The organism is Pseudomonas sp. GZJR-8 (genome assembly GCF_002916705.1).
Taxonomy (GTDB): Bacteria; Pseudomonadota; Gammaproteobacteria; order Pseudomonadales; family Pseudomonadaceae; genus Aquipseudomonas; species Aquipseudomonas synxantha_A.
This window is the reverse complement of record NZ_JXSI01000002.1, coordinates 255,135-276,579: the sequence shown is the minus strand read 5'-3', so window position 1 is coordinate 276,579 and position 21,445 is coordinate 255,135. Positions and strand designations below refer to the sequence as shown.

The 21,445-nt window shown below is 61.6% G+C and carries 23 protein-coding genes; all 23 read right to left on the bottom strand.

All coding sequences use genetic code 11. From position 1 onward, the window contains the following. Nucleotides 1–4: 4 nt before the first annotated feature. The 23 genes from flhA to TK42_RS04495 all read right to left on the bottom strand — a co-directional run bounded on the left by flhA (nucleotide 5) and on the right by TK42_RS04495 (nucleotide 21,412). Nucleotides 5–2,119 carry a flagellar biosynthesis protein FlhA gene (gene flhA / locus TK42_RS04605; RefSeq protein WP_032880069.1) on the bottom strand — a complete coding sequence of 705 codons (2,115 nt, stop codon included), beginning with the start codon at nucleotides 2,117–2,119 and terminating at the stop codon, nucleotides 5–7. A 545-nt stretch (nucleotides 2,120–2,664) separates the two neighbouring features. Continuing rightward, nucleotides 2,665–2,868, bottom strand: coding sequence for a cold-shock protein (locus tag TK42_RS04600; RefSeq protein WP_103733689.1), 204 nt, complete (start codon nucleotides 2,866–2,868; stop codon nucleotides 2,665–2,667). Nucleotides 2,869–2,886: 18 nt separating this feature from the next. Next, nucleotides 2,887–3,111, bottom strand: a complete 225-nt coding sequence (locus TK42_RS04595; RefSeq protein WP_032880067.1) for a hypothetical protein — start codon at nucleotides 3,109–3,111, stop codon at nucleotides 2,887–2,889. A gap of 419 nt (nucleotides 3,112–3,530) precedes the next feature. After that, complete coding sequence (gene flhB / locus TK42_RS04590; RefSeq protein WP_005790061.1) at nucleotides 3,531–4,667, bottom strand: flagellar biosynthesis protein FlhB; 1,137 nt, start codon at nucleotides 4,665–4,667, stop codon at nucleotides 3,531–3,533. Between the two features lie 3 nt (nucleotides 4,668–4,670). Beyond that, nucleotides 4,671–5,456, bottom strand: coding sequence for a flagellar biosynthetic protein FliR (fliR, locus tag TK42_RS04585; protein WP_005790062.1), 786 nt, complete (start codon nucleotides 5,454–5,456; stop codon nucleotides 4,671–4,673). Nucleotides 5,457–5,460: 4 nt separating this feature from the next. Further along, a complete protein-coding gene (gene fliQ / locus TK42_RS04580) occupies nucleotides 5,461–5,730 on the bottom strand; it encodes a flagellar biosynthesis protein FliQ (RefSeq protein WP_003192936.1) in 270 nt (89 codons plus the stop codon). A gap of 4 nt (nucleotides 5,731–5,734) precedes the next feature. Then, nucleotides 5,735–6,478: a flagellar type III secretion system pore protein FliP gene (gene fliP, locus TK42_RS04575; RefSeq protein WP_103733688.1), complete on the bottom strand. Its 744-nt coding sequence runs from the start codon at nucleotides 6,476–6,478 to the stop codon at nucleotides 5,735–5,737. Then, nucleotides 6,478–6,912: a flagellar biosynthetic protein FliO gene (gene fliO / locus TK42_RS04570; RefSeq protein ID WP_103733687.1), complete on the bottom strand. Its 435-nt coding sequence runs from the start codon at nucleotides 6,910–6,912 to the stop codon at nucleotides 6,478–6,480. The genes fliP and fliO overlap by 1 nt, the downstream gene beginning before the upstream one ends. 1 nt (nucleotide 6,913) lies before the next feature. Beyond that, on the bottom strand, nucleotides 6,914–7,381 hold the full coding sequence (gene fliN / locus TK42_RS04565) for a flagellar motor switch protein FliN (protein WP_005790067.1): 468 nt from the start codon (nucleotides 7,379–7,381) through the stop codon (nucleotides 6,914–6,916). Nucleotides 7,382–7,424: 43 nt separating this feature from the next. Further along, on the bottom strand, nucleotides 7,425–8,393 hold the full coding sequence (gene fliM / locus TK42_RS04560; RefSeq protein ID WP_005790068.1) for a flagellar motor switch protein FliM: 969 nt from the start codon (nucleotides 8,391–8,393) through the stop codon (nucleotides 7,425–7,427). A 9-nt stretch (nucleotides 8,394–8,402) separates the two neighbouring features. After that, nucleotides 8,403–8,906 (bottom strand): flagellar basal body-associated protein FliL, encoded by a 504-nt coding sequence (fliL, locus tag TK42_RS04555; RefSeq protein WP_005790069.1) that lies wholly within the window; start codon nucleotides 8,904–8,906, stop codon nucleotides 8,403–8,405. Nucleotides 8,907–9,116: 210 nt separating this feature from the next. Beyond that, nucleotides 9,117–10,415, bottom strand: a complete 1,299-nt coding sequence (locus TK42_RS04550; protein WP_103733686.1) for a flagellar hook-length control protein FliK — start codon at nucleotides 10,413–10,415, stop codon at nucleotides 9,117–9,119. A 69-nt stretch (nucleotides 10,416–10,484) separates the two neighbouring features. After that, nucleotides 10,485–10,841: an Hpt domain-containing protein gene (locus tag TK42_RS04545; RefSeq protein ID WP_103733685.1), complete on the bottom strand. Its 357-nt coding sequence runs from the start codon at nucleotides 10,839–10,841 to the stop codon at nucleotides 10,485–10,487. Between the two features lie 30 nt (nucleotides 10,842–10,871). Further along, on the bottom strand, nucleotides 10,872–12,590 hold the full coding sequence (locus tag TK42_RS04540; RefSeq protein WP_032880064.1) for a fused response regulator/phosphatase: 1,719 nt from the start codon (nucleotides 12,588–12,590) through the stop codon (nucleotides 10,872–10,874). Then, complete coding sequence (locus tag TK42_RS04535; RefSeq protein ID WP_103733684.1) at nucleotides 12,587–12,892, bottom strand: STAS domain-containing protein; 306 nt, start codon at nucleotides 12,890–12,892, stop codon at nucleotides 12,587–12,589. Before TK42_RS04535 ends, TK42_RS04540 begins: the two co-directional genes overlap by 4 nt. An 86-nt stretch (nucleotides 12,893–12,978) precedes the next feature. Beyond that, nucleotides 12,979–13,428 (bottom strand): flagellar export protein FliJ, encoded by a 450-nt coding sequence (gene fliJ, locus TK42_RS04530; protein WP_005790077.1) that lies wholly within the window; start codon nucleotides 13,426–13,428, stop codon nucleotides 12,979–12,981. A gap of 3 nt (nucleotides 13,429–13,431) precedes the next feature. Further along, complete coding sequence (fliI, locus tag TK42_RS04525; RefSeq protein WP_005790078.1) at nucleotides 13,432–14,790, bottom strand: flagellar protein export ATPase FliI; 1,359 nt, start codon at nucleotides 14,788–14,790, stop codon at nucleotides 13,432–13,434. Next, nucleotides 14,780–15,544 (bottom strand): flagellar assembly protein FliH, encoded by a 765-nt coding sequence (gene fliH / locus TK42_RS04520; RefSeq protein ID WP_032880062.1) that lies wholly within the window; start codon nucleotides 15,542–15,544, stop codon nucleotides 14,780–14,782. Before fliH ends, fliI begins: the two co-directional genes overlap by 11 nt. Nucleotides 15,545–15,554: 10 nt before the next feature. Next, complete coding sequence (fliG, locus tag TK42_RS04515; RefSeq protein ID WP_003192957.1) at nucleotides 15,555–16,571, bottom strand: flagellar motor switch protein FliG; 1,017 nt, start codon at nucleotides 16,569–16,571, stop codon at nucleotides 15,555–15,557. Further along, complete coding sequence (fliF, locus tag TK42_RS04510; RefSeq protein WP_032880061.1) at nucleotides 16,564–18,339, bottom strand: flagellar basal-body MS-ring/collar protein FliF; 1,776 nt, start codon at nucleotides 18,337–18,339, stop codon at nucleotides 16,564–16,566. The genes fliG and fliF overlap by 8 nt, the downstream gene beginning before the upstream one ends. Before the next feature lie 16 nt (nucleotides 18,340–18,355). Then, entirely contained in the window at nucleotides 18,356–18,685 is a 330-nt protein-coding gene (gene fliE, locus TK42_RS04505; protein ID WP_005790083.1) for a flagellar hook-basal body complex protein FliE, read from the bottom strand. Between the two features lie 131 nt (nucleotides 18,686–18,816). Beyond that, nucleotides 18,817–20,193, bottom strand: coding sequence for a sigma-54 dependent transcriptional regulator (locus TK42_RS04500; RefSeq protein ID WP_103733683.1), 1,377 nt, complete (start codon nucleotides 20,191–20,193; stop codon nucleotides 18,817–18,819). A gap of 7 nt (nucleotides 20,194–20,200) precedes the next feature. Next, nucleotides 20,201–21,412, bottom strand: coding sequence for a PAS domain-containing sensor histidine kinase (locus tag TK42_RS04495; protein ID WP_005790086.1), 1,212 nt, complete (start codon nucleotides 21,410–21,412; stop codon nucleotides 20,201–20,203). Between the last annotated feature and the right edge of the window lie 33 nt (nucleotides 21,413–21,445).

The following is a 21,445-nucleotide window of genomic DNA, read 5'->3' as shown; positions in this document are numbered from 1 at the left end:
TACCTCAGCCATTGGGCCCAACTGTCGCGACGATAGTCACTTGCTTATTGTCAGGAATTTCCTGGTAAGCCAACACGTGCAAATTCGGTACAGCCAGGCGTCCAAACCGCGACAACATCGCCCGAACCGGGCCGGCCACCAGCAGGATCACCGGGTTGCCTTGCATTTCCTGGCGCTGTGCGGCGTCGATCAACGAACGCTGCAGCTTTTCAGCCATGCTCGGCTCCAGCAAAACGCCCTCTTCCTGGCCTTGCCCTGCCTTCTGAATACTATTGAGCAATATTTGTTCCAACCTGGGTTCCAGGGTGATCACAGGCAGCTCGGACTCAATGCCTACAATGCTTTGCACGATTGCACGGGACAATCCGACGCGCACCGCCGCCACCAGAGCGGCAGTATCTTGACTCTTGGCGGCATTGTTGGCGATGGCCTCGGCAATGCTGCGAATGTCACGTACCGGCACCTGCTCGGCCAACAGCGCTTGCAGCACCTTGAGCAACTGCGACAGTGTCAGGACACCCGGCACCAGCTCTTCGGCCAGTTTCGGTGAGGATTTGGCCAGCAAGCCCATCAATTGCTGGACTTCCTCATGACCGATCAGCTCGTGGGAGTGCTTGTAGAGAATCTGGTTGAGGTGCGTGGCAACTACGGTGCTGGCATCCACCACGGTGTAACCCAGCGATTGAGCCTGACTGCGCTGGCTGACTTCGATCCACACCGCTTCCAGGCCAAAAGCCGGATCTTTGGCGGTAATGCCGTTGAGCGTGCCGAACACCTGCCCGGGGTTGATCGCCAGCTCGCGATCCGGGTAGATCTCGGCTTCGGCCAGGATCACGCCCATCAGGGTCAGGCGGTAGGCACTGGGGGCCAGGTCGAGGTTGTCGCGGATATGCACGGTGGGCATCAAAAAGCCCAGGTCCTGGGACAGCTTCTTGCGCACGCCCTTGATCCGCGCCAGCAATTGCCCGCCCTGGTTGCGGTCCACCAGCGGGATCAGGCGGTAGCCGACCTCCAGGCCGATCATGTCGATCGGGGTCACATCGTCCCAGCCCAGCTCCTTGGTTTCCTGGGCGCGGGCCGGGGATGGCAGCAGATCCTGCTGGCGGGCAATCTCTTGCTGGGCCTGGACCTTGACCGCGTTCTGCTTTTTCCAGAACAGGTAAGCTGCGCCGCCGGCCAGGGCCGCCATGCTCAGGAACGAGAAGTGGGGCATACCCGGCACGATGCCCATGATCGCCATGATGCCCGCCGCCACGGCCAGGGCCTTGGGCGAGGCGAACATCTGGCGGCTGATCTGCTTGCCCATGTCTTCGGAGCCCGAAGCGCGGGTAACCATGATGGCCGCAGCTGTCGATAACAACAGTGATGGCAATTGCGCCACTAAACCGTCACCGATGGTCAGCAAGGCGTACACCTTGCCCGCATCGCCGAAGGTCATGCCGTGCTGGAAGATACCGACGGCCATGCCGCCGATCAGGTTGATAAACAGAATCAGCAGGCCGGCGATGGCGTCACCGCGCACAAATTTGCTGGCACCGTCCATGGAGCCGTAGAACTCGGCTTCCTGGGCGACTTCCGCCCGGCGTGACTTGGCCTGGTTCTGGTCGATCAGGCCGGCGTTTAGGTCGGCGTCGATGGCCATCTGTTTGCCGGGCATGGCGTCGAGGGTAAACCGCGCGCTCACCTCGGAAATCCGCCCGGCGCCCTTGGTCACCACCACGAAGTTGATGATCATCAGGATCGCGAACACGACGATACCGACCACGTAGTTGCCGCCGATCACCACCTCGCCGAACGCCTGGATCACCTTACCGGCAGCGGCATGGCCGTCCTGGCCGTGAAGCATCACCACCCGCGTGGACGCCACGTTCAGCGCCAGGCGCAGCAGGGTCGCCACCAGCAGAATGGTCGGGAATACCGCGAAATCCAGCGGCCGCAGCGCGTACACGCACACCAGCAGCACGACGACAGACAGGGCAATGTTGAAGGTGAAGAACACATCGAGCAGGAACGGCGGCATCGGCAACATCATCATTGCCAGCATCACCAGCAACAACAACGGCACACCCAGATTGCCCCGCGACAGGTCAGTCAGGGTGCCACGGGCCGTGTTGAGCATTTGAGAGCGATCTACCACCGGTATTCCTCGTGTCCTTGAAGCAAAGTTTTGACGCTGGGAGGCGACTTGGAGGCGGGGTTGCAAGAAGCCTTCCAACTTTGCTTTTGGGCCCGGAGAACCTCACAAACACCCCGGGCCACCGGGTGTAAATCAATCCAAATGTGGGAGGGGGCTTGCTCCCGATTGCTGAGTGTCAGGCACTGATGTTTGGCTGATTCACCGCTATCGGGAGCAAGCCCCCTCCCACATTTGATCTGTGTACAGCCGGGGCTATCGAGGAAATTTCTGACAAGGATTTGGGGTTGCCCCTAGGAAACCGGCTCTCTAGTCTCCGTACACCACTGGTGTTGCGCAGTTGATCGAACTGGCGCAATTACTGGCTGATCGCCTGCACCTTGGCGCCACAATGGCGGGCAAAGCAAGCAGCGGATAATACGGACAAGGGTGGGAGCTGGCTTGCCTGCGATTGCGGTGTGTCAGCCACTGGGATATTGGCTGTGAGTCAGCCATCGCAGGCAAGCCAGCTCCCACCTGTGATTCAGTTTCTAAACTGGCCGTATATTCTCAGCCTGTGGGCCTTTTGGACCTTGCGTGATGTCAAACTCTACTTTTTGATTCTCCTCCAGGCTTTTGTACCCAGCCGTCGCAATTGCCGAGTAATGGGCAAACACATCGGACCCTCCATCATCTTGGGTAATAAAACCAAACCCCTTCTCCGCGTTAAACCACTTCACCGTGCCAGTTGCCATTGCCATTCTCCCTACACTTCACTTGAGACCCGGTTCACCTGGGTTGCACAGTTTGACGGGCAACGCATAAATACCCTCGGGTCGATGGACCATTTGGAACTCCATGCGCTTGCCAAACCACAGCGCAGTGCAACGCCAGTCTCTGCCATTGATAAACACATCCTCTCCCCCGCCATCGGGCTTGATCAACCAATCGCCTCTGAGCCAGACGTAATACCTGACCGTACCCGTAACCACCTTCACAACCGCTCTCCCTGCATCTCGTTTACTACATACGCGCAGTGCATGGAGGGTAATAAAACAGCGGGCAACGCCCTTTGGCTACTGTCAAAGTTGACAGGTAGACGCGGGCTTCCAGTGAGTGTAGGCATGGCAATGTTGCGGATCATGCATCCCCTGACTTTTTGCGTTTGCGGGGTTTGCGCTGCTCGGCAGGCGCTTGCGGGGGTTCGGCGCATTTGACATTCGTCGATTGGACGGCAACCGCATTGCCATCGCGATCCCGAGCAATAAAACCAATGCCCTTGACCGCATCGAACCACCTGACCGTGCCCCTATCCATCACCGCCTCCCGAGCCGCGCATGGCTGGGCGCCTCATAGCTGTATCAAACAGTGAAGGCGGCGTAATGGCTACTGTCAAAGTTGACAGGTCAGAGAAGAATCAGGTGTCGCGACGCAAATCCGGTGGTATCGGCAAATCCTTGAGCGGATCAGGCCGCTTGCCCTTGCCGGCGCGGTATTGGCGGATCTGGTAAACGTAGGCCAGTACCTGTGCAACGGCCAGGTACAACCCGGCGGGGATTTCCTGGTCGAGGTCGGTGGAATAGAAAATCGAGCGCGCCAGCGCCGGCGATTCCAGCAGCAGAATGTCGTTGGCCACGGCGATTTCGCGGATTTTCAGGGCGGTGAAGTCGCTGCCCTTGGCCAACAGCATCGGTGCGCCACCCTTCTCCGGGTCGTACTTGAGCGCTACGGCGTAGTGGGTCGGGTTGGTGATGATCACGTCAGCGTCGGGTACCGAAGCCATCATCTTGCGCTGGGACATTTCGCGCTGCAGCTGGCGAATGCGTTGCTTGACCTCGGGCCGGCCTTCCTGGTCCTTGTGTTCGTCACGCACTTCCTGCTTGGTCATCAGCAGTTTCTTGTGGCTTTCCCACAGCTGGATCGGCGCATCCACGGCGGCGATCAGGATCAGCCCGAGGGCCATCCACAGCGCGCTCCAGCCCACCACCTGCACGCTGTGGATGATCGCCGACTCCAGCGGCTCATGGGCGATACGCAACAAGTCGTCGATGTCGGAGGACAACACCGCCAACGCCACGAACAGAATCAGGAAAAACTTGGCCAGGGCCTTGAGCAATTCAATCAGGGCTTTGGCGGAGAACATGCGCTTGAGCCCCGCGCCCGGGTTCATGCGGCTGAACTTGGGCGCCATGCTGCCCGCGGCAAACAACCAGCCGCCGAGGGCAACGGGGCCGATCAGCGCGGCGAGCAGCAAGGTGATCAAGATCGGTTGCACCGCCAATAGGGCGATTTTGCCTGAGTGCAGCAGGTACTGGCCCATGGCGTCGGGGTTGAGCAACACTTCGCGAGGCAAGCTGAAGTTGTGCTTCATCATCTCCAGCAAGTCCAGCGCCAGGCCCCCGCCGTAGATCAGCAAGGCACCGGCACCGGCGATCATGGTGGCAAAGGTGTTGAGCTCTTTGGAGCGTGCAATCTCGCCCTTTTCCCTGGAGTCCTTTTTACGTTTCTCCGTGGGGTCTTCTGTTTTGTCCTGACCACTCTCGCTCTCGGCCATGGCTCAGCGCGCCCGTGCCAGATCACGTAAGAACTGCAGGGCATCGGTGGCCAGCGGTTGATACTGATTGAGAATGTCGGCCAGGCCGACCCAGAAAATCCCCATGCCCAACACCAGGGTCAGCGGGAAACCAATCGAGAAGATGTTCAGTTGCGGCGCCGCACGGGTCATCACGCCAAACGCGATATTGACCACCAGCAGCGCCGTGATCGCCGGCAACACCAGCAACAGCGCCGCGCCGAGTACCCAACCGAGGCGCCCCACCAGTTCCCAGAAGTGGTTGACCACCAAGCCTGCGCCCACCGGCAAGGTGGTGAAACTCTCGGTCAGCACCTCGAACGCCACCAGGTGTCCGTTCATGGCCAGGAACAGCAAGGTCACCAGCATGGTCAGAAATTGCCCGATCACTGCCGCCGACACGCCGTTGGTGGGGTCGACCATGGACGCGAAGCCCATGCCCATCTGGATCGAGATGATTTGCCCGGCCACCACGAAAGCCTGGAAAAACAGGGTCAGGGAAAACCCGAGCATGGCGCCGATCAGGATCTGTTCGGCGATCAACAGCAAGGCGCTGAGGTCCAGCGCGTTGACCGGCGGCATCGGTGGCAGGCCCGGCACAATCACCACGGTGATCGCCACGGCAAAGTACAAACGCACGCGACGCGGAACCAGGGTGGTACCGAACACCGGCATGGCCATCAACATCGCCGTGACGCGGAACAGCGGCAGGATGAACGAGGCCACCCAGGTGCTGATCTGAGTGTCGGTCAACGCCAGCAAGGACTGCATCGGCTCAGCCGATCAACTGCGGAATACTGCCGTACAACTGCAGGATGTATTCCATGAAGGTTTGCACCAGCCAAGGGCCGGCGACGATCAGGGTCACCAGCATCACCAGCAGACGCGGCAGGAAGCTCAGGGTTTGTTCGTTGATCTGGGTGGCCGCCTGGAACATCGCCACCAGCAGGCCGACCAACAGGCTCGGCACCACCAGCACGGCGACCATCAGGGTGGTCAGCCACAGCGCTTCGCGGAACAGGTCGACGGCGACTTCTGGGGTCATGGCCCTATATCCCTCCGAAACTGCCGGCCAGGGTGCCAATAATCAGCGCCCAACCGTCCACCAGCACAAACAGCATGATCTTGAACGGCAACGAGATGATCAACGGCGACAGCATCATCATACCCATGGCCATCAGCACGCTCGCCACCACCAGATCGATGATCAAAAACGGGATAAAGATCATGAAGCCGATCTGGAACGCGGTCTTCAATTCGGAGGTGACGAACGCCGGCACCAGAATGGTCAACGGTGCCTGGTCCGGAGTGGCGATGTCGGTACGCTTGGACAGGCGCATGAACAGTTCAAGGTCGCTGGAGCGGGTTTGCGACAACATGAAGTCCTTGATCGGGCCCTGGGCTTTGTCGATGGCGTCCTGGGCGTTGAGCTTTTCCGCGAGGTAAGGTTGCAGGGCTTGCTGGTTCACCTTGTCGAACACCGGCGCCATGATGAACAGCGTCAGGAACAAGGCCATGCCGGTGAGGATCTGGTTCGACGGTGTCTGCTGCAGGCCCAGGGCCTGGCGCAGGATCGAGAACACGATGATGATCCGCGTGAAGCTGGTCATCAACATCACGAACGCCGGGATAAAACTCAGCGCGGTCATGATCAGCAGGATCTGCAAACTGACCGAATATTCCTGCGCGCCGGCCGCGTTTGTGCCCAGGGTGATCGCCGGGATCGACAACGGGTCGGCGCCCAGGGCCAGCGGCGCGGCCAGCAACAGCATGAGCGTCAGCAAAACGCGCATTACTTCTTATCCTTCTGATCCTTGCCCAGCAACTCCATCAGGCGCTGGGCGAATTCTGGCGTGGCGGTCTCGGTCTTGGCCGCGTCCACCGGAGTCTTGAGTACATGCAGCGGGGTGATGCGTCCGGGGGTGATGCCAAGCAGGATCTGCTCCTCGCCGACTTGCACCAGCACCAGCCGATCACGCGGGCCGAGGGCGCGCGAACCGACCAGCTCGATCATCTGGCCATTGCCCGGGCCGATGCGCTGTACGCGGCGCATCAGCCAGGCCAGCACAAAGATCAAGCCGATCACCAGCAACAGGCCCAGCACCAGCTGCGTCAATTGCCCGCCGACGCTGCCGACCACCGGTGCCGCAGCCGCTTGCGCGACCGGCTCTACCGCCCGGGCGCTCAATGGCAGCGCCAGCAACAGTCCCGCCATCGAGTACTTCATCTCAGCGCAACTTCTTGATGCGTTCGCTCGGGCTGATCACGTCCGTCAGGCGGATGCCGAACTTCTCATTGACCACCACCACTTCGCCGTGGGCGATCAGCGTGCCGTTGACCAGCACGTCCAGTGGCTCACCGGCCAGGCGGTCCAACTCGATCACCGAGCCTTGGTTGAGTTGCAGCAAGTTGCGGATATTGATTTCGGTGCTGCCCACTTCCATGGAAATCGACACGGGGATGTCAAGAATCACATCCAGGTTCGGACCGTCGAGGGTCACCGGCTCGTTGTTCTTCGGCACGCTGCCAAATTCTTCCATCGGCAGGCGCTTGCCGGCAGGCGCAGTGGCTGCGTCGGCGGCCAGCAGTGCGTCGATGTCGTCCTGGCCAACATCGCCGGTTTCTTCCAGGGCCGCGGCCCACTCGTCAGCCAGGGCCTGGTCTTCGGCGGAAGTGTTTTCGTGTTCGGTAGCCATTACATGTCCTCGGCGCAGCAAACAATCATGAATTAGGGTTGAATCAGCGTCGGTTGATCGGCTCAACCACTTGCAACGCCAGGTTGCCTTTGTGGGAACCGAGCTTGACCTTGAACGACGGCACGCCATTGGCGCGCATGATCAGTTCTTCCGGCAGGTCGACAGGGATCACATCCCCGGGCTGCATGTGCAAAATATCGCGCAGGCGCAACTGCCGACGGGCCACGGTGGCGCTCAGGGGCACGTCGACATCCAGCAGGTCTTCGCGCAGGGCCTTGACCCAGCGCTCGTCCTGATCGTCGAGGTCGGACTGGAAACCGGCGTCGAGCATTTCGCGCACCGGCTCGATCATCGAGTACGGCATGGTCACGTGCAGGTCACCGCCACCGCCATCGAGCTCGATGTGGAAGGTCGACACCACAATCGCCTCGCTGGGGCCGACGATGTTGGCCATGGCTGGGTTCACTTCCGAGTTGATGTACTCGAAATTGACTTCCATGATCGCTTGCCACGCTTCCTTCAAGTCGATGAAGGCTTGCTCCAGCACCATGCGCACGACACGCAGTTCGGTGGGGGTGAATTCACGCCCTTCGATCTTGGCGTGACGGCCGTCGCCGCCGAAGAAGTTGTCCACCAGCTTGAACACCAGTTTGGCGTCGAGGATGAACAGCGCGGTGCCGCGCAGCGGCTTGATCTTGACCAGGTTGAGGCTGGTGGGCACGTACAGCGAGTGCACGTATTCACCGAACTTCATCACCTGCACGCCGCCCACCGCCACGTCCGCCGAACGGCGCAGCATGTTGAACATGCTGATACGGGTGTAGCGGGCGAAACGTTCATTGATCATTTCCAGGGTCGGCATACGTCCACGGACGATGCGATCCTGGCTGGTCAGGTCATAACTTTTGACGCTGCCGGGTTCGGCAGCCATTTCGGTCTGTACCAGACCATCGTCCACGCCGTGCAACAGCGCGTCGATTTCATCCTGGGACAGCAGGTCTTGCACGGCCATGTCGTGATCCTACTGCAATACGAAGTTAGTGAAGAGCGCCTGCTCGACCACGACTTTGCCGAGTTCTTTCTGGGCCACTTCCTGCACGCTGGCAGTGACCTTCTGGCGTAGCATTTCCTGGCCGACCGGGGTGGCCAGGCTGTCGAAGGCCTGCCCGGAGAACAGCATCACCAGGTTGTTGCGGATCACCGGCATATGCACCTTGAGGGCATCCAGGTCCGCCTGGTTGCGCGCCAGCAAGGTAATGCTCACTTGCAGGTAGCGCTGGCGACCGTTGACGTTGTAATTGGCAACAAACGCCGGGAGCATCTGCTCGAAGATTGCCGGTTGCTTGACGTTGGTGGCGGCATCGGCGGCGGGTGCCGGCTTGCTTGCACTGCTGTGCATGATGTACCAGGTGCCGCCAATCGAGGCACCGATAGCCAAAAGCAGGCCCAGCACAATCAACAGGATCAGCTTGAGCTTGCCTTTGCCTGCTGCGGGGGGAGTTGCTGCGTCGTCGCTCTTCGCCATGCCAATAATCCGTCACTATTCGGGAATTCATAGATCTACGGGAAGGCAAGAGCAAGTGTTATGCCAGAGTTGTCTGGCGCGAAGGCAACCCAAATCAAATGTGGGAGCTGGCTTGCCTGCGATGGCGGTGGGTCAGTTCACATATGTGTCACTGATACACCGCCATCGCAGGCAAGCCAGCTCCCACACTGACCGGGTTTGGACAGGAAGTCAGGCGTAGTAGTCGACCGCGCTGGAGCCGATCACGCTCTGGCTCACGGGCCCCGCCACTTCGGCCACGTCCACAGGGCCACCAGCGTCGCCGCTGTCAGCACGCCTGCCGCTGCCGCTCACCCCCCCCGCCTGGCCCTGCTGTTGCTGCTGGTCCTGCCCACGGGACTGGTCGGACACATTCACATCCACCTGCCCCATCCCCTGCTGGGCAAACATCTCACGCAAGCGGCCAGACTGGCTTTCCAGCGCTTCACGCACCACCGCATGGCCGCTCATGAAATTGACCTGGGCCTGCTGGTCCGCCGTCATGTTGACCTTGATATCCAGACGTCCCAGCTCAGCCGGCTGCAACTGGATCTCGGCCGACTTGAGGTTGGCGCTGGAGAGGTACATCACGCGGTTGACGACCTCTTCGGTCCAGCCGCTCTGGTGCATGGCCAGCGGTGCATTGGCAACCGGCGGCAAGGCGTTGGCGGTTTTGGGCGTGGCGGCCTGGGTCAGCGCGGCGAGGCGGTTGGCGAAATCGTCCACGCGGGTGTCGCTGCTGGCGTTCTTGAGGTCCTTGAGGCCGTCATCGATCAACGCACCAAACGCCTTGTCGCCACCCTGGTCGGTGCTGTCCTTGGTGGCTTGCTGGTCGACCATCGTGGCCAGGCCAGCGGCAAAGCTCTGCGCGGCGGTCGGTTGATCCGTAGGGGCGGCTGCGCTTTTCTGCGGCGTCTGGCTGCTGGCCGACACATGACCGCCCTGCTCCATCGCCAGGCGTACGGCCGGCATCGCATCCAGGGGATCAGCCTGCGGGTCGAAGGCCTCCTCGACCACAGCGACCACCGGCTGGGCCTTGGCGTCCTCGTCAACCGCCGACACTTGTACAGGCACCGCCACCGGCGTCGCGGCGGCGATTACCGCAGGGTCGACAACAGGGTCTACCGCAGGTGACTGCGCCAGAACTGGATCGCTGGGTTTATCGCCCTCGGTGCCGGCGCTGTCATCGGGCTTGGCCGACGGCTTGGCAGGCAAGGGATTGCCGCTATCGGCAACCGCCGGCTTGCTGGCGGCAGGCTTGTCGCTGCCGGCAGCCGGTTTGGCGCCGGTATCGGAAGGCTTGTCACGCGTGACCTTATTGGGGGTGTCGTCGCCCTTCAGCGTCGGCTTGGCGCCCTGGTTGGCAAACACTTGAGCAAAGCCTGCGCCCTTGTCTCGCGGGGCCGCAACCGCTACCGGCGGGTTAGCGGCAGGCGCTGACGGCTTGGCCGCAGGGGCAGCCTGAAGGAGCGAATTGGGGGCGACTGGCATGGGTAAGGTTCTCCACTGCATGGGGTCGGGGATGCAGTCTGTGGAGATAGAGCAAGAGTCGGGCCAGGTTTAGCGCGATGATTCAGAAACTGAACGTTGGCGCTCCGACTCATACAGCGGCCGGACTAACGCGAACTCATGATCGATCTGGTCAACCAATTCGCCCAGATCCGATGATGGCTTGACGGACTCAGCCTCCAGGCGCTGACACAGCTGCGCCAGCCGCACCGCCCCAAGGTGGCCACTGCTGCCTTTGAAACTGTGCGCAATCCGTCCCAATGCCTTGGCATCGTCGCGCGCGTCGCGCAGCGCTTCGATGCGCTTTTGCGAGTCATCGAGGAAGGTGTCGAGCAGTTTGGGATACTCACCCTCCATGACGTCCTGCAAACCCGACAACACGTCGGGGTCCAGATGAATCTCAGCCACTTGCTCGCTCCTTGATCAAGAATCAGCGGATTATGCCAGAGCTTCCCAGCAAAACTCCACGCAGACACGGCGCCCGCCCTCGGACCAGCGTACAGCGCTGCTCAGTTGACGCACCAGGTTCAGCCCTCGGCCAGACAGACGGTCAACTTCCAAGGGCCGCGCCAGCTCCTGTTCGACATCAAAACCCGGCCCGCTGTCTTCGATGCACAGGGTCATCTTGCCGCCCTTGTCGGTCGGTACCACCTGCACATCCACGCGCACGTAGCCACTGCTCAGCTGCGCCAGACGCTCATTGCGCTGATGATAATACTGCGCAAACCCTTGCGCATCGCGCTTGAGCCGTGAGTCCAGGCCCAGCACACCATGTTCCAGGGCATTGGAATACAACTCCGCCATCACGCTGTACAGCGCGCCGCTCTGCTCGCGCAACCCATGGATCTCCAGCAGCAGTTGCAGCAGGTACGGCAGCGGGTTGTAGCGCTGCAGCGTCTGGGCGCGAAACTCAAAACCCACCGACCAATCCAGCGGGCACGACTGGCCGCTGTCGGCATACATCGGCTCGGCCACTCGCAGCGCCTGGCCGGAGAGCAAAGTGATCTCGACCATGCTGACGTCATCGCGCGCCAGCCCCCGAAACGTAGCCAGGGCGTGCTCGATATCCTCAAACAGGCGGTCAGGCTCGCGGTTGGCAGCGAACACCTGTTGCAACCGCTCGGCGCCGAACAGTTGATCATTGGCGTCAGCCGTATCCAGCACGCCATCGGAGAGCAGAAACACCCGGTCGCCCAAGGCCATGGGCCAGACCTCGGTGCTGTCATCAAAGCTTTCCGCCGACAGCACGCCCAGGGGCAGATGCCGCGACATCAGCGGCGTGCGCTTGCCAGTGGCGACTTCATGCACATAGCCTTCGGGCATACCGCCGTTCCACACCTCGACCGCACGCCGCTGGGCGCTCAGGCACAACAAGGTGGCGCAACAGAACATGTCCACCGGCAGGATGCGCTTGAGCTTGGCGTTCATCTCCCGCAAGGTCTGCGTAAGGCCGTAGCCCTTGGCAGTCATGCCGTAGAACACTTCGGCCAACGGCATGGCGCCAATGGCGGCCGGCAAGCCATGGCCGGTGAAATCGCCGAGCAGCACGTGCATGTCACCGGACGGCGTGTAGGCCGCCAGCAGCAAATCACCGTTGAACAAGGCATAGGGCGATTGCAGGTAGCGGATATTGGGTGCGGCATTGATACAGCCGGAGTGGGCAACCTTGTCGAACACCGCCTTGGCTGCCCGCTGCTCATGCATCAGGTGCTCGTGGTGCCTGGCGATCAGGTCGCGTTGTTGCAAGACCGTGGCCTGCAGGCGGCGCAGGCGATCCATGGCGTTGATCTTCGCCGCCAATATCAGGGGGTTGTAAGGTTTGGGCAAGAAGTCGTCGCCGCCGGCGTCCAGGCATTGGGCCAGCGCTTCGCTTTCGCGCAGGGAGGTGAGGAAGATGATCGGCACCAGCGCCTCCCCCGCCAACTGCTTGATCTGCCGGGCGGCTTCAAAGCCGTCCATCACCGGCATCAGCGCATCCATCAGCACCAGTTGCGGGCGCTCATGACGGAAGATCTCCACCGCCTCGGCACCGTTGCTGGCAGTCAGCACCTGATGGCCCTGGCGGCGGATGATGGTCGACAGCAACAGCCGATCGGCGGCGCTGTCTTCGGCGATCAGGATAGTCAGCGCCTCAAGGACCGGGGCCAAGGCGCTCAACTGATATCGAACAGTTTGTCGAAGTTGGAAATGGCGAGGATCTTGCGCACGTCGGGGTTGCTATTAACCACGCGAATATCGGACGTATCGCCACCCGTGTGGTCACGCAGCAACAAGAGCATGCCCAGGGCCGAACTGTCCATGTAGGTGGTCCTCCTCAAGTCCACCACAACAGTCTCCGGCTTGGGGTAAACATGCTCGTAGACATTGCGAAAGTCTTGGTGGCTGCCGAAATCGAACCGGCCCTTGATTGCGATCGTCAACTTCTTCCCATCCAGGGATACATCGGACTCGATTGACATGTGACTGCTTCCTTGTCATTGGCACTGTGCAACAAGGTTTAGCAGGCGAACCGGATCTGAGCAACACATCTATCCTGCGTCGCTGGTTAGAATTGTTCCTGGCGGGGCAGGCGTTGGGACAATTCATCAAGCAGCTTTTGCTCGCGCTTATCTTCAATCGCCCGCGCTTCGTCGATATAGCGCTGCACCAGCTTGCGCAAACCTTCCACGCGGGCAAACGCCTGCTGCCAGCTTTCCCGGGCTTTATCGAGGTTGTTCTGGTGCCAGGCCAGGCTCTGGCGCTGCTGGCCGACGGCTGTTTCAAGCTGATTGAGAAAGCCCTGATAACCCATCAACCACTGGCCCGACACGCCCTTGCTGCCGCGCTCGATCCACTGTTGTTGGTATTCCAGGCGAAAGCGCTCCAGGTCGCCCAGCTTGCTCTCTGCCAGGCGCACCTGGCCTTGAAAGTAACCCAGGCGTTGCACGGCGGTTTTCTCGGCCTTTTCGGCCATTTCCACCACCGGGGCCAGGCGCGCGGCGCGGCTGTTGGCCATGGCTTAACCGCCTGGCGCGGGGGCGAAGATGGACTGCAGATGCGCTTCGCTTTCGCCCATGCTGATCTTGTCATTGAGGCCCTGGCGCAGGTAGTTCACCAGCTGTGGTTGCAAGGCAATGGCCAGGTCGGTGTCGCGATCGCCGCCGGCCACATAGGCGCCGACGCTGATCAGGTCGCGGCTCTGCTGGTAACGCGACCACAGTTGCTTGAACTGCTGCGCACGGGCCATATGCTCAGGGGTGACCACCGCCGGCATCACCCGGCTGATGGACGCTTCGATGTCGATGGCCGGGTAGTGCCCTTCTTCTGCCAGGCGTCGCGACAGCACAATGTGGCCGTCGAGCACGCCCCGCGCCGAGTCGGCAATCGGATCTTGCTGGTCGTCGCCTTCGGACAACACGGTATAAAACGCAGTGATCGAGCCACCGCCGGCCTCGGCATTACCGGCGCGCTCCACCAGCTTGGGCAGTTTGGCGAACACCGACGGCGGATAGCCTTTGGTGGCCGGTGGCTCACCAATGGCCAAGGCGATTTCCCGCTGGGCCTGGGCGAAACGCGTGAGCGAATCCATCAGCAGCAGCACATTCTTGCCCTTGTCACGGAAATACTCGGCGATGCGTGTGCAGTACATGGCTGCGCGCAGGCGCATCAGTGGCGCATCGTCCGCAGGCGACGCTACCACCACCGAGCGCTTGAGCCCTTCTTCACCGAGACTGTGCTCGATGAACTCCTTGACCTCACGGCCCCGCTCACCGATCAGCCCGACCACGATGATGTCGGCCTCGGTAAAGCGCGTCATCATGCCCAGCAACACCGACTTACCCACGCCGGTACCGGCGAACAGGCCCAGGCGCTGGCCGCGGCCGACCGTCAATAAACCGTTGATGCTGCGAATGCCCACGTCCAGCGGCACGCTGATGGGATTGCGGTTGAGCGGATTGATGGTGGGGCCGTCCATCGGCACCCAGTCTTCGGCCTTCATGCCGCCCTTGCCATCCAGCGCACGCCCGGCGCCGTCGAGTACGCGGCCGAGCATACTCATGCCCATGGGCAGGCGGCCCGTGTCGGCCAGCGGCACCACGCGAGCACCCGGGGCAATACCGGCCAGGCTGCCCACCGGCATCAGGAAAATCTTGTTGCCGGAAAAACCCATCACCTCGGCTTCGACCTGCACCGGGTGGTAGCTGTCGTCATTGATCACCAGGCAGCGGCTGCCCATGGCGGCGCGCAAGCCCTCGGCTTCAAGGGTCAGGCCAACCATGCGCAACAAGCGCCCTTCAAGGATCGGCTGGCCAGGCAATTCGGTTGCCTCGGCGTAGCTGCTCAGGCGCTTGGCAAAGCTGGTGCGATCAAGGCGCATCGGGAGCGTCCAGGTCAACGCTCACGTCAGGCGCTGCCGGATGCAGGGCTTGCTCATGCAGTTGATCCAACAATTTGGCCATGATCTGGCTGATGCGGGTTTCCACCGTGGCATCGATGCGGCTGTGTTCGGTTTCGACACGGCACCCACCGGGTTGCAACGAAGCGTCCTCGACGATGCGCCAGGTTTCTTCATGGCGCTCGCGCAAGGCTTTGACCTGCTCGAAATCCTGGGGGTTGATGTACAGCCGCACATTGCCGACGCCCAGGGGCAGCAACTTGAGAGCTTCACGCATCACGCTTTCGATCTGGCTGGAGTCCAGCACCAGTTCACGCTGGATCACCTGGCGGGCAATGTGCTGCACCAGGTCGACCATGGATTTTTCCAGTTGGGTGTCCTGCTCGGCAATCGGGTCGAACAGGTTGCCCATCAGGCGTTCCAGGCTGGCCAGCTGGGTGCCCAGCGCTGCCTCGGCTTCCTGGCGGACCTTGAGGGTGGTGCTGCGAAAACCGTCTTTCTCACCCGCCGCAAAGCCTTCGTTGTAGGCTTCCTGGCGGATGGCTTCAAGCTCTTCGAGGGTCAGTGGCTGGACTTCATCCAGCGGCACTTCTTCCATTTCCACCGGAAGCTCTTCGACCGGCTCAGGCTCGGGCTCCGGCACATGGGGGTCGAAGCTGGGCAACGACCAGATGTCGAACCCGCCGACATCCCGCGCGCGAATCAGATCGCTGGGCGTCTCATCTTTGTTCGACATGCAAGGCGCCTTAGATCATTTCTTCGCCGCCCTTCCCGCCGAGAACGATTTCTCCGGCTTCGGCCATACGGCGGGCAATGGTGAGGATTTCCTTCTGCGCGGTTTCCACATCGCTGACGCGCACCGGGCCCTTGGCTTCCAGGTCGTCGCGCAACAGTTCGGACGCACGCTTGGACATGTTCTTGAAGATTTTCTCTTTGACGTTTTCGTCCGAGCCCTTGAGGGCCAGCACCAACACGTCGGAGGAGACTTCACGCAACAGCGCCTGGATGCCCCGGTCGTCGACATCGGCCAGGTTGTTGAAGACGAACATCAGGTCTTCGATCTGGCCGGACAGGGTGTCGTCGATCTCGCGGATCGAGTCCATCAACTGGCCTTCGACCGAGCTGTCGAGGAAGTTCATGATGTCGGCCGCGCGCTTGATGCCACCCAGAGTGGTGCGCGAGGCATTCGAGTTGCCGGAGAACTGCTTCTCGAGAATCGTGTTGAGTTCCTTGAGGGCCGCCGGTTGTACGGTGTTGAGCGACGACACGCGCAGGATGATGTCCAGGCGCACTTTGTGGTCGAAGTGGCCAAGCACTTCACCGGCCTGGTCCGGGTCCAGGTAAGCCACCACGATCGCCTGGATCTGCGGGTGTTCGTAGCGGATCACGTCGGCGACCGCACGTGGTTCCATCCACTTGAGGCTGTCCAGGCCGCTGGTGTTGCCGCCCAGCAGGATGCGGTCGATCAGGCCGTTGGCCTTGTCTTCGCCCAGCGCCGAGGTGAGCATCTTGCGAATGTAGCTGTCGGAGCCGACGCCCAGGCTGGTCTGGTCGCCGACGATCTCGACGAACTCGCTCATCACCTGCTCGACTTGCTCGCGGTGCACATTGCGCATCTGCGCCATCGCCACGCCGACACGCTGGACCTCTTTGGGGCCCATGTGGCGCAGCACTTGGGCAGCGTCGGTTTCACCCAGGGACAGCAGCAACACGGCGGCTTTGTCGACCCGAGAGAGCTTGGCCACAGCGGCTCGATCATTCATCAGCGTTAATCCACTCTTTCACGACCTGGGCCACACGACCCGGGTCTTCTGCCACCAGACTCTTGATTGCGTTCAACTGAGCGTCATAGCCTTCGCTCGGGCTTGGCAACAGGATGCTTTGCGGGCCGCCAAGGCTGACGCGGTCGTTGGCCAGTTCGCCATCCAGGCCGCCCATGCCACCCAACTCGACGTCGCCACCTGCGAGCGCAAGCTGTTTCTTGCCGCCGCCGGTGATGTTGTTGAGCACCGGGCGCAGCACGCCGAACACCAGCACCAGGATGAACAACACCCCCAGCACTTGCTTGACGATGTCCCAGAACCACGGCTGGGTGTAGAACGCAGGGTCGCTGATCACTTCAGCGCGCTCGGCGGAGAACGGCATGTTGATCACACTGACGCTGTCGCCACGGCTGGCGTCGAAACCGACGGCGTCCTGTACCAGGCGGGTGAAGCGCGCCAATTCGTCGGCGGTCCAGGGCGCACGGGTCACGGCGCCATCGGCTGGGTTGACCTTGACCTGGTCATCGACCACCACCGACACCGACAGGCGATTGATCTTGCCCTGTTGCTGCTTGGTGTGGCTGATAGAGCGATCGAGTTCGAAGTTCTTGGTGGACTGGTTACGCTTGTCCGCCGGGTACGGTGCGAGCATCGGCTGGCCGGTGGCCGGGTCCATGATCTGCTGGCCGTTGGCATCCAGCAGCGGCTGGCCAGGCTGGATCGCGCCAGCAGTGGCAGCGGCGCCGCCAGTGGTCTGCGGTGCCGAGGCGGCCGACGGTGGCTGGTTGCTCAAGGCCCCCGGCACACCTTGCGGGCCATTGGCGGCGGTGCGCTGCTCGCTGGTGGACTGCTCGCTGCGCAGGGCCGGCTGGTCAGGGTTGAACTGTTCGGAGGTCGATTCGACAGCGCTGAAGTCTACGTCGGCGGACACTTCAGCCTTGTAGCGGTCGTTGCCCAGCACCGGTTGCAGGATGTTGTGCACGCGCTGGGTGAGCATGCTTTCCATGCGGCGGCTGTAGTCGAATTGCTTGCCGGCCTGGGTCAGCGCGGAGTTTTCGGCCATGTCGGAGAGCAGGTTGCCCTTCTGATCGACCACGGTGATTTGCGACTTGCTCAATTCGGGAACGCTGGTGGCCACCAGGTTGACGATCGCCAGCACCTGGCCAGGCTCCAGGGAGCGGCCGGCAAACAGTTCGACCAGTACCGAAGCGCTGGGCTTGCGTTCGTCACGCACGAACACCGAGCTTTTCGGAATCGCCAGGTGCACACGGGCACCCTTGACGTTATTCAGGCTGGAGATGGTGCGCGCCAGTTCGCCTTCCAGGCCACGGCGATAACGGGTGGCTTCCATGAACTGGCTGGTGCCCAGGCCCTGGTCCTTGTCGAGAATCTCGAAACCGATATTGCTGTCGGACGGCGCCACGCCAGCGGCGGCCAGTTTCATCCGTGCACGGGCCACGTCATCAGACTTGACCAGCAAGGCGCCGGAGTTGGGCTCCACGGTGTAAGCGATGTCGGCAGCGGCGAGGGTTTCCATGATCTGCTTGGAATCCATGCCCGACAGGCTGCCGTACAGTGGGCGGTAATCGGGTTGTTGCGACCACAACACCACGGCAAAACCAATCGCCACGCTGGCCGCCAGGCCGACCATCAGGCCCACCTGACGCAGCATGGTCATTTGCGAGAGGTTTTCCAGGAACGACAGGCCAAACAACGGCGGCTTGCCGTCTGCCTTGGCGGGGAGGTTGTCGGAGAGTGCTTCTGCCATGACTTAAATCTCGTCCTTAAACCGGCATCTGCATGATGTCTTGATAAGCCTGAACCAGCTTGTTACGCACTTGAGTCAAGGCCTGGAAGGACACACTGGCCTTTTGCGAGGCGACCATCACATCGGTGAGGTCCACGCCGCTTTTACCGATCTCGAACGCCGTTGCCAACTGGCTGGAGGCCTGTTGGGTATCACTGACTTTATTGATTGCCTGACCGAGCATGTCGGCAAAACTGCTTTGGCCCAATTCCGGCGCTGGCGCGACGGATTTCGGTTGAGCCATGGCATCCATTTGCATGGCGCGCATATCCAACATCAACCGATTGAACTCAATACCCTGGCTCATGACCTTCTCTCTCCGACGACCCGCAATTTTTTGACACTACGCAGCGGTTACTAGGGGTGGTAGCAACAAGGGTGCCAGCTCTGGAGCAACTCGTAAGAAAAGGCGACAAAGCTTGTAGAACTTGTTACCGGTCATGTGGCGAAAAGATAAGCTTCCACATCCATACCAGCATCGCGCATCTGCGCCAGCTTGTAGCGCAAGGTGCGCGGGCTGATGCCGAGGCGCTCGGCCGCTTCTTTGCGGCGGCCACGCTCGGCGCGCAAGGTGTCGATGATCATCTGGAATTCACGGCGGCGCAGGTCATCGCCCAGGGCACCGGCCGATTCTGCCTCGGCAACCACCGGCGCTGGCGCCAGGCTGGGCAACGGCGCAGCACCATTGCCCATGGCCAGGCAAAAATCCTGGGGCTGGATCAACCCGCCCTGCTGCAAAATCAGCGCGCGCTGGATGGCATTGTCCAGCTCGCGCACGTTGCCCGGCCACGGATAGCTGACCAGGCACGCCTGAGCCTGCGGCGATAACCGCGCCTGGGCATGCTTCATTTTTTTGACGTGGTTGTTCAGCAGGCGCTCAGCCAAGGGGATGATATCCGCCGGGCGCTCGCGCAAAGGGCGCCAGGCCAGCGGGAACACCGACAGCCGGTAGAACAGGTCTTCACGGAAGCGCCCCGCTGCCACTTCGCCCGCCAGATCGCGGTTGGTGGTGGCAACCACGCGGATATCCAGCTGGATCGGCTTGCGTGCCCCCACGCGCTCCACTTCACGCTCCTGCAACACACGCAGCAACTTGGCTTGCAGGCCCAGGGGCATTTCCGAGATTTCGTCGAGCAGGATGGTACCGCCGTCGGCCTGTTCGAACTTGCCGGCCTGGGCCGCGATGGCGCCGGTGAACGAGCCCTTTTCATGGCCGAACAACGTCGCTTCGAGCATGTTGTCGGGGATCGCCGCACAGTTGATCGCAATGAACGGTTGCTGGGCACGGCTGGACTGCTGGTGGATGTAGCGTGCCAACACTTCTTTACCGGTGCCGGATTCGCCGGAAATCAGCACAGTGGAATCACTGCGCGCCACCCGCGCTGCCAGTTCCAGCAATTGCGCGCTGGCCGGTTCAAAGGCTATCGGGCCGTCACCCTCGCCCGCCGACATCACACCCAGGGCATGTCGGGCGACCAGCTCGATCAGCGCCTTGGGCTCGAACGGCTTGACCAGGTAATCCGCCGCACCCTGGCGCATGGCGTCCACCGCCCGCTCCACGGCGCCATGGGCAGTCATCAGCAGCACCGGCAGCTGCGGCTGGCGCGCACGCAGCAGGCTGAGCAACTGGTGGCCGTCCATGCCGGGCATGTTCACATCGCTGACCACCAGGCTGAAGGCTTCCTGCTCGACCGCCGCCAAGGCCTCCTCGGCAGAGCCGACCGCACGGTAGTCATGGCCCGCCAACAGCAGCGTGTCAGCCAATGCTTCACGCAGGGCGCGATCGTCTTCCACCAATAAAACCTTGATAGCCATAATCCTTTTACTCCGCGCTCGCCGCGCTGGAAAACAGCGGCAAGGTCATCAATGCACAGGTGCCGCGCCCCAACCGGGAGCGCAACTGCAATTCTCCCTGATGGGCGCGTGCCACTGCCTTGACCACGGTCAGGCCCAGGCCAGTGCCGTTGGTCTTGGTGGTAAAAAACGGCTCGCCCAGGCGTTGCAGCACCTGGGGGTCGATGCCGCTGCCGCTGTCGCTGATACACAGGCGCAGGGTTTGTTCGCGGGCGTAGAGGTGCACTTTGAGACGTGCATCCGGGCCGCTGGCCTGAGTGGCGTTTTCGATCAGGTTGAGCAAGGCGCCGACCAGGGTGTCGCGGTTGCACAGCAACTCGCCTTGGTGGCTATCACATTGCCAACGCAGGTTGGCGCCCTGTACATGGGTCGCCGCCGCTGCTTGCAAGGCCTGCATCAACCCGGCAGGCGTGACACGGTCGGTCAGCGGCAATTCGCCGCGGGCAAACACCAGCATGTCGCGCACCTGGTGCTCCAATTCATGCAAGCGCTCCTTGAGGCGCCCGGCAAATCGTTGCTGAGTGGCTACAGGCAATTGCTCATCAGTCAAATGACTGGCGTAGATCAACGCCGCCGACAAGGGCGTGCGGATCTGATGCGCCAACGAGGCGACCATCCTGCCCAACGACGACAGCCGCTCATGACGGGCCAACTGGTCTTGCAGGTGACGGGTTTGCGTCAGGTCATTGAGCAGCACCAATTGGCCTGGCTCGGCATCCAGGGAGCGAGTGGCGATAGACAGGCGGCGTCCGTCCTTGAGGGAGACTTCGTGACCGTCATCTTCTCGCGGCGCAAAGCAGCGGGTGATGACATGGCGCCACAGCTCGCCTTCCAGCGGCAGGCCCAGCAGGTCGCAGGCCGCCGGGTTGGCTTCGCGCACACGGCCCTGGTCGTCGATGACGATCACGCCACCGGGCAACAGGTCCAGAAGATTTTGCAGACGGTTGGCCAGGCGTTCTTTTTCCGCCAGCTCTTGCATGCGCTGGGCGCTGACCACCGCCAGCTCGCCCTTGAGCTCGGAAACACGAGCCTCAAGCAGGCTGTAGGAGTCGGTCAGTTGGCTCGACATCTGGTTGAACTGCGAGAACGCTTGTTCCAGGCCCTGGCGGGTCGGCGGTTCTACAGGCGAAACCAGCCCCTGGATGGCAGGGGCCGAAGATAGTTGGGCGGCGTGGGGCATGATGCTCTCTCGCTTGGCTGACCGTCAGTTAAA

Coding starts and splice junctions, on each gene's coding strand:
- TK42_RS04550 (WP_103733686.1), bottom strand. CDS start 10,415: ATGCCAGTCGCCCCCAATTCGCTCCTTCAGGCTGCCCCTGCGGCCAAG.
- fliE (WP_005790083.1), bottom strand. CDS start 18,685: ATGAGCCAGGGTATTGAGTTCAATCGGTTGATGTTGGATATGCGCGCC.
- fliQ (WP_003192936.1), bottom strand. CDS start 5,730: ATGACCCCAGAAGTCGCCGTCGACCTGTTCCGCGAAGCGCTGTGGCTG.
- fliF (WP_032880061.1), bottom strand. CDS start 18,339: ATGGCAGAAGCACTCTCCGACAACCTCCCCGCCAAGGCAGACGGCAAG.
- fliR (WP_005790062.1), bottom strand. CDS start 5,456: ATGCAGTCCTTGCTGGCGTTGACCGACACTCAGATCAGCACCTGGGTG.
- fliI (WP_005790078.1), bottom strand. CDS start 14,790: ATGCGCCTTGATCGCACCAGCTTTGCCAAGCGCCTGAGCAGCTACGCC.
- TK42_RS04495 (WP_005790086.1), bottom strand. CDS start 21,412: ATGCCCCACGCCGCCCAACTATCTTCGGCCCCTGCCATCCAGGGGCTG.
- fliN (WP_005790067.1), bottom strand. CDS start 7,381: ATGGCTACCGAACACGAAAACACTTCCGCCGAAGACCAGGCCCTGGCT.
- fliM (WP_005790068.1), bottom strand. CDS start 8,393: ATGGCCGTGCAAGACCTGCTGTCCCAGGATGAAATCGACGCGCTGTTG.
- fliG (WP_003192957.1), bottom strand. CDS start 16,571: ATGAATGATCGAGCCGCTGTGGCCAAGCTCTCTCGGGTCGACAAAGCC.
- fliL (WP_005790069.1), bottom strand. CDS start 8,906: ATGGCGAAGAGCGACGACGCAGCAACTCCCCCCGCAGCAGGCAAAGGC.
- TK42_RS04600 (WP_103733689.1), bottom strand. CDS start 2,868: ATGGCAACTGGCACGGTGAAGTGGTTTAACGCGGAGAAGGGGTTTGGT.
- flhB (WP_005790061.1), bottom strand. CDS start 4,667: ATGGCCGAGAGCGAGAGTGGTCAGGACAAAACAGAAGACCCCACGGAG.
- fliP (WP_103733688.1), bottom strand. CDS start 6,478: ATGCGCGTTTTGCTGACGCTCATGCTGTTGCTGGCCGCGCCGCTGGCC.
- fliJ (WP_005790077.1), bottom strand. CDS start 13,428: ATGGCCAACAGCCGCGCCGCGCGCCTGGCCCCGGTGGTGGAAATGGCC.
- fliH (WP_032880062.1), bottom strand. CDS start 15,544: ATGTCGAACAAAGATGAGACGCCCAGCGATCTGATTCGCGCGCGGGAT.
- flhA (WP_032880069.1), bottom strand. CDS start 2,119: ATGCTCAACACGGCCCGTGGCACCCTGACTGACCTGTCGCGGGGCAAT.
- fliO (WP_103733687.1), bottom strand. CDS start 6,912: ATGAAGTACTCGATGGCGGGACTGTTGCTGGCGCTGCCATTGAGCGCC.
- TK42_RS04535 (WP_103733684.1), bottom strand. CDS start 12,892: ATGTCAATCGAGTCCGATGTATCCCTGGATGGGAAGAAGTTGACGATC.
- TK42_RS04500 (WP_103733683.1), bottom strand. CDS start 20,193: ATGGCTATCAAGGTTTTATTGGTGGAAGACGATCGCGCCCTGCGTGAA.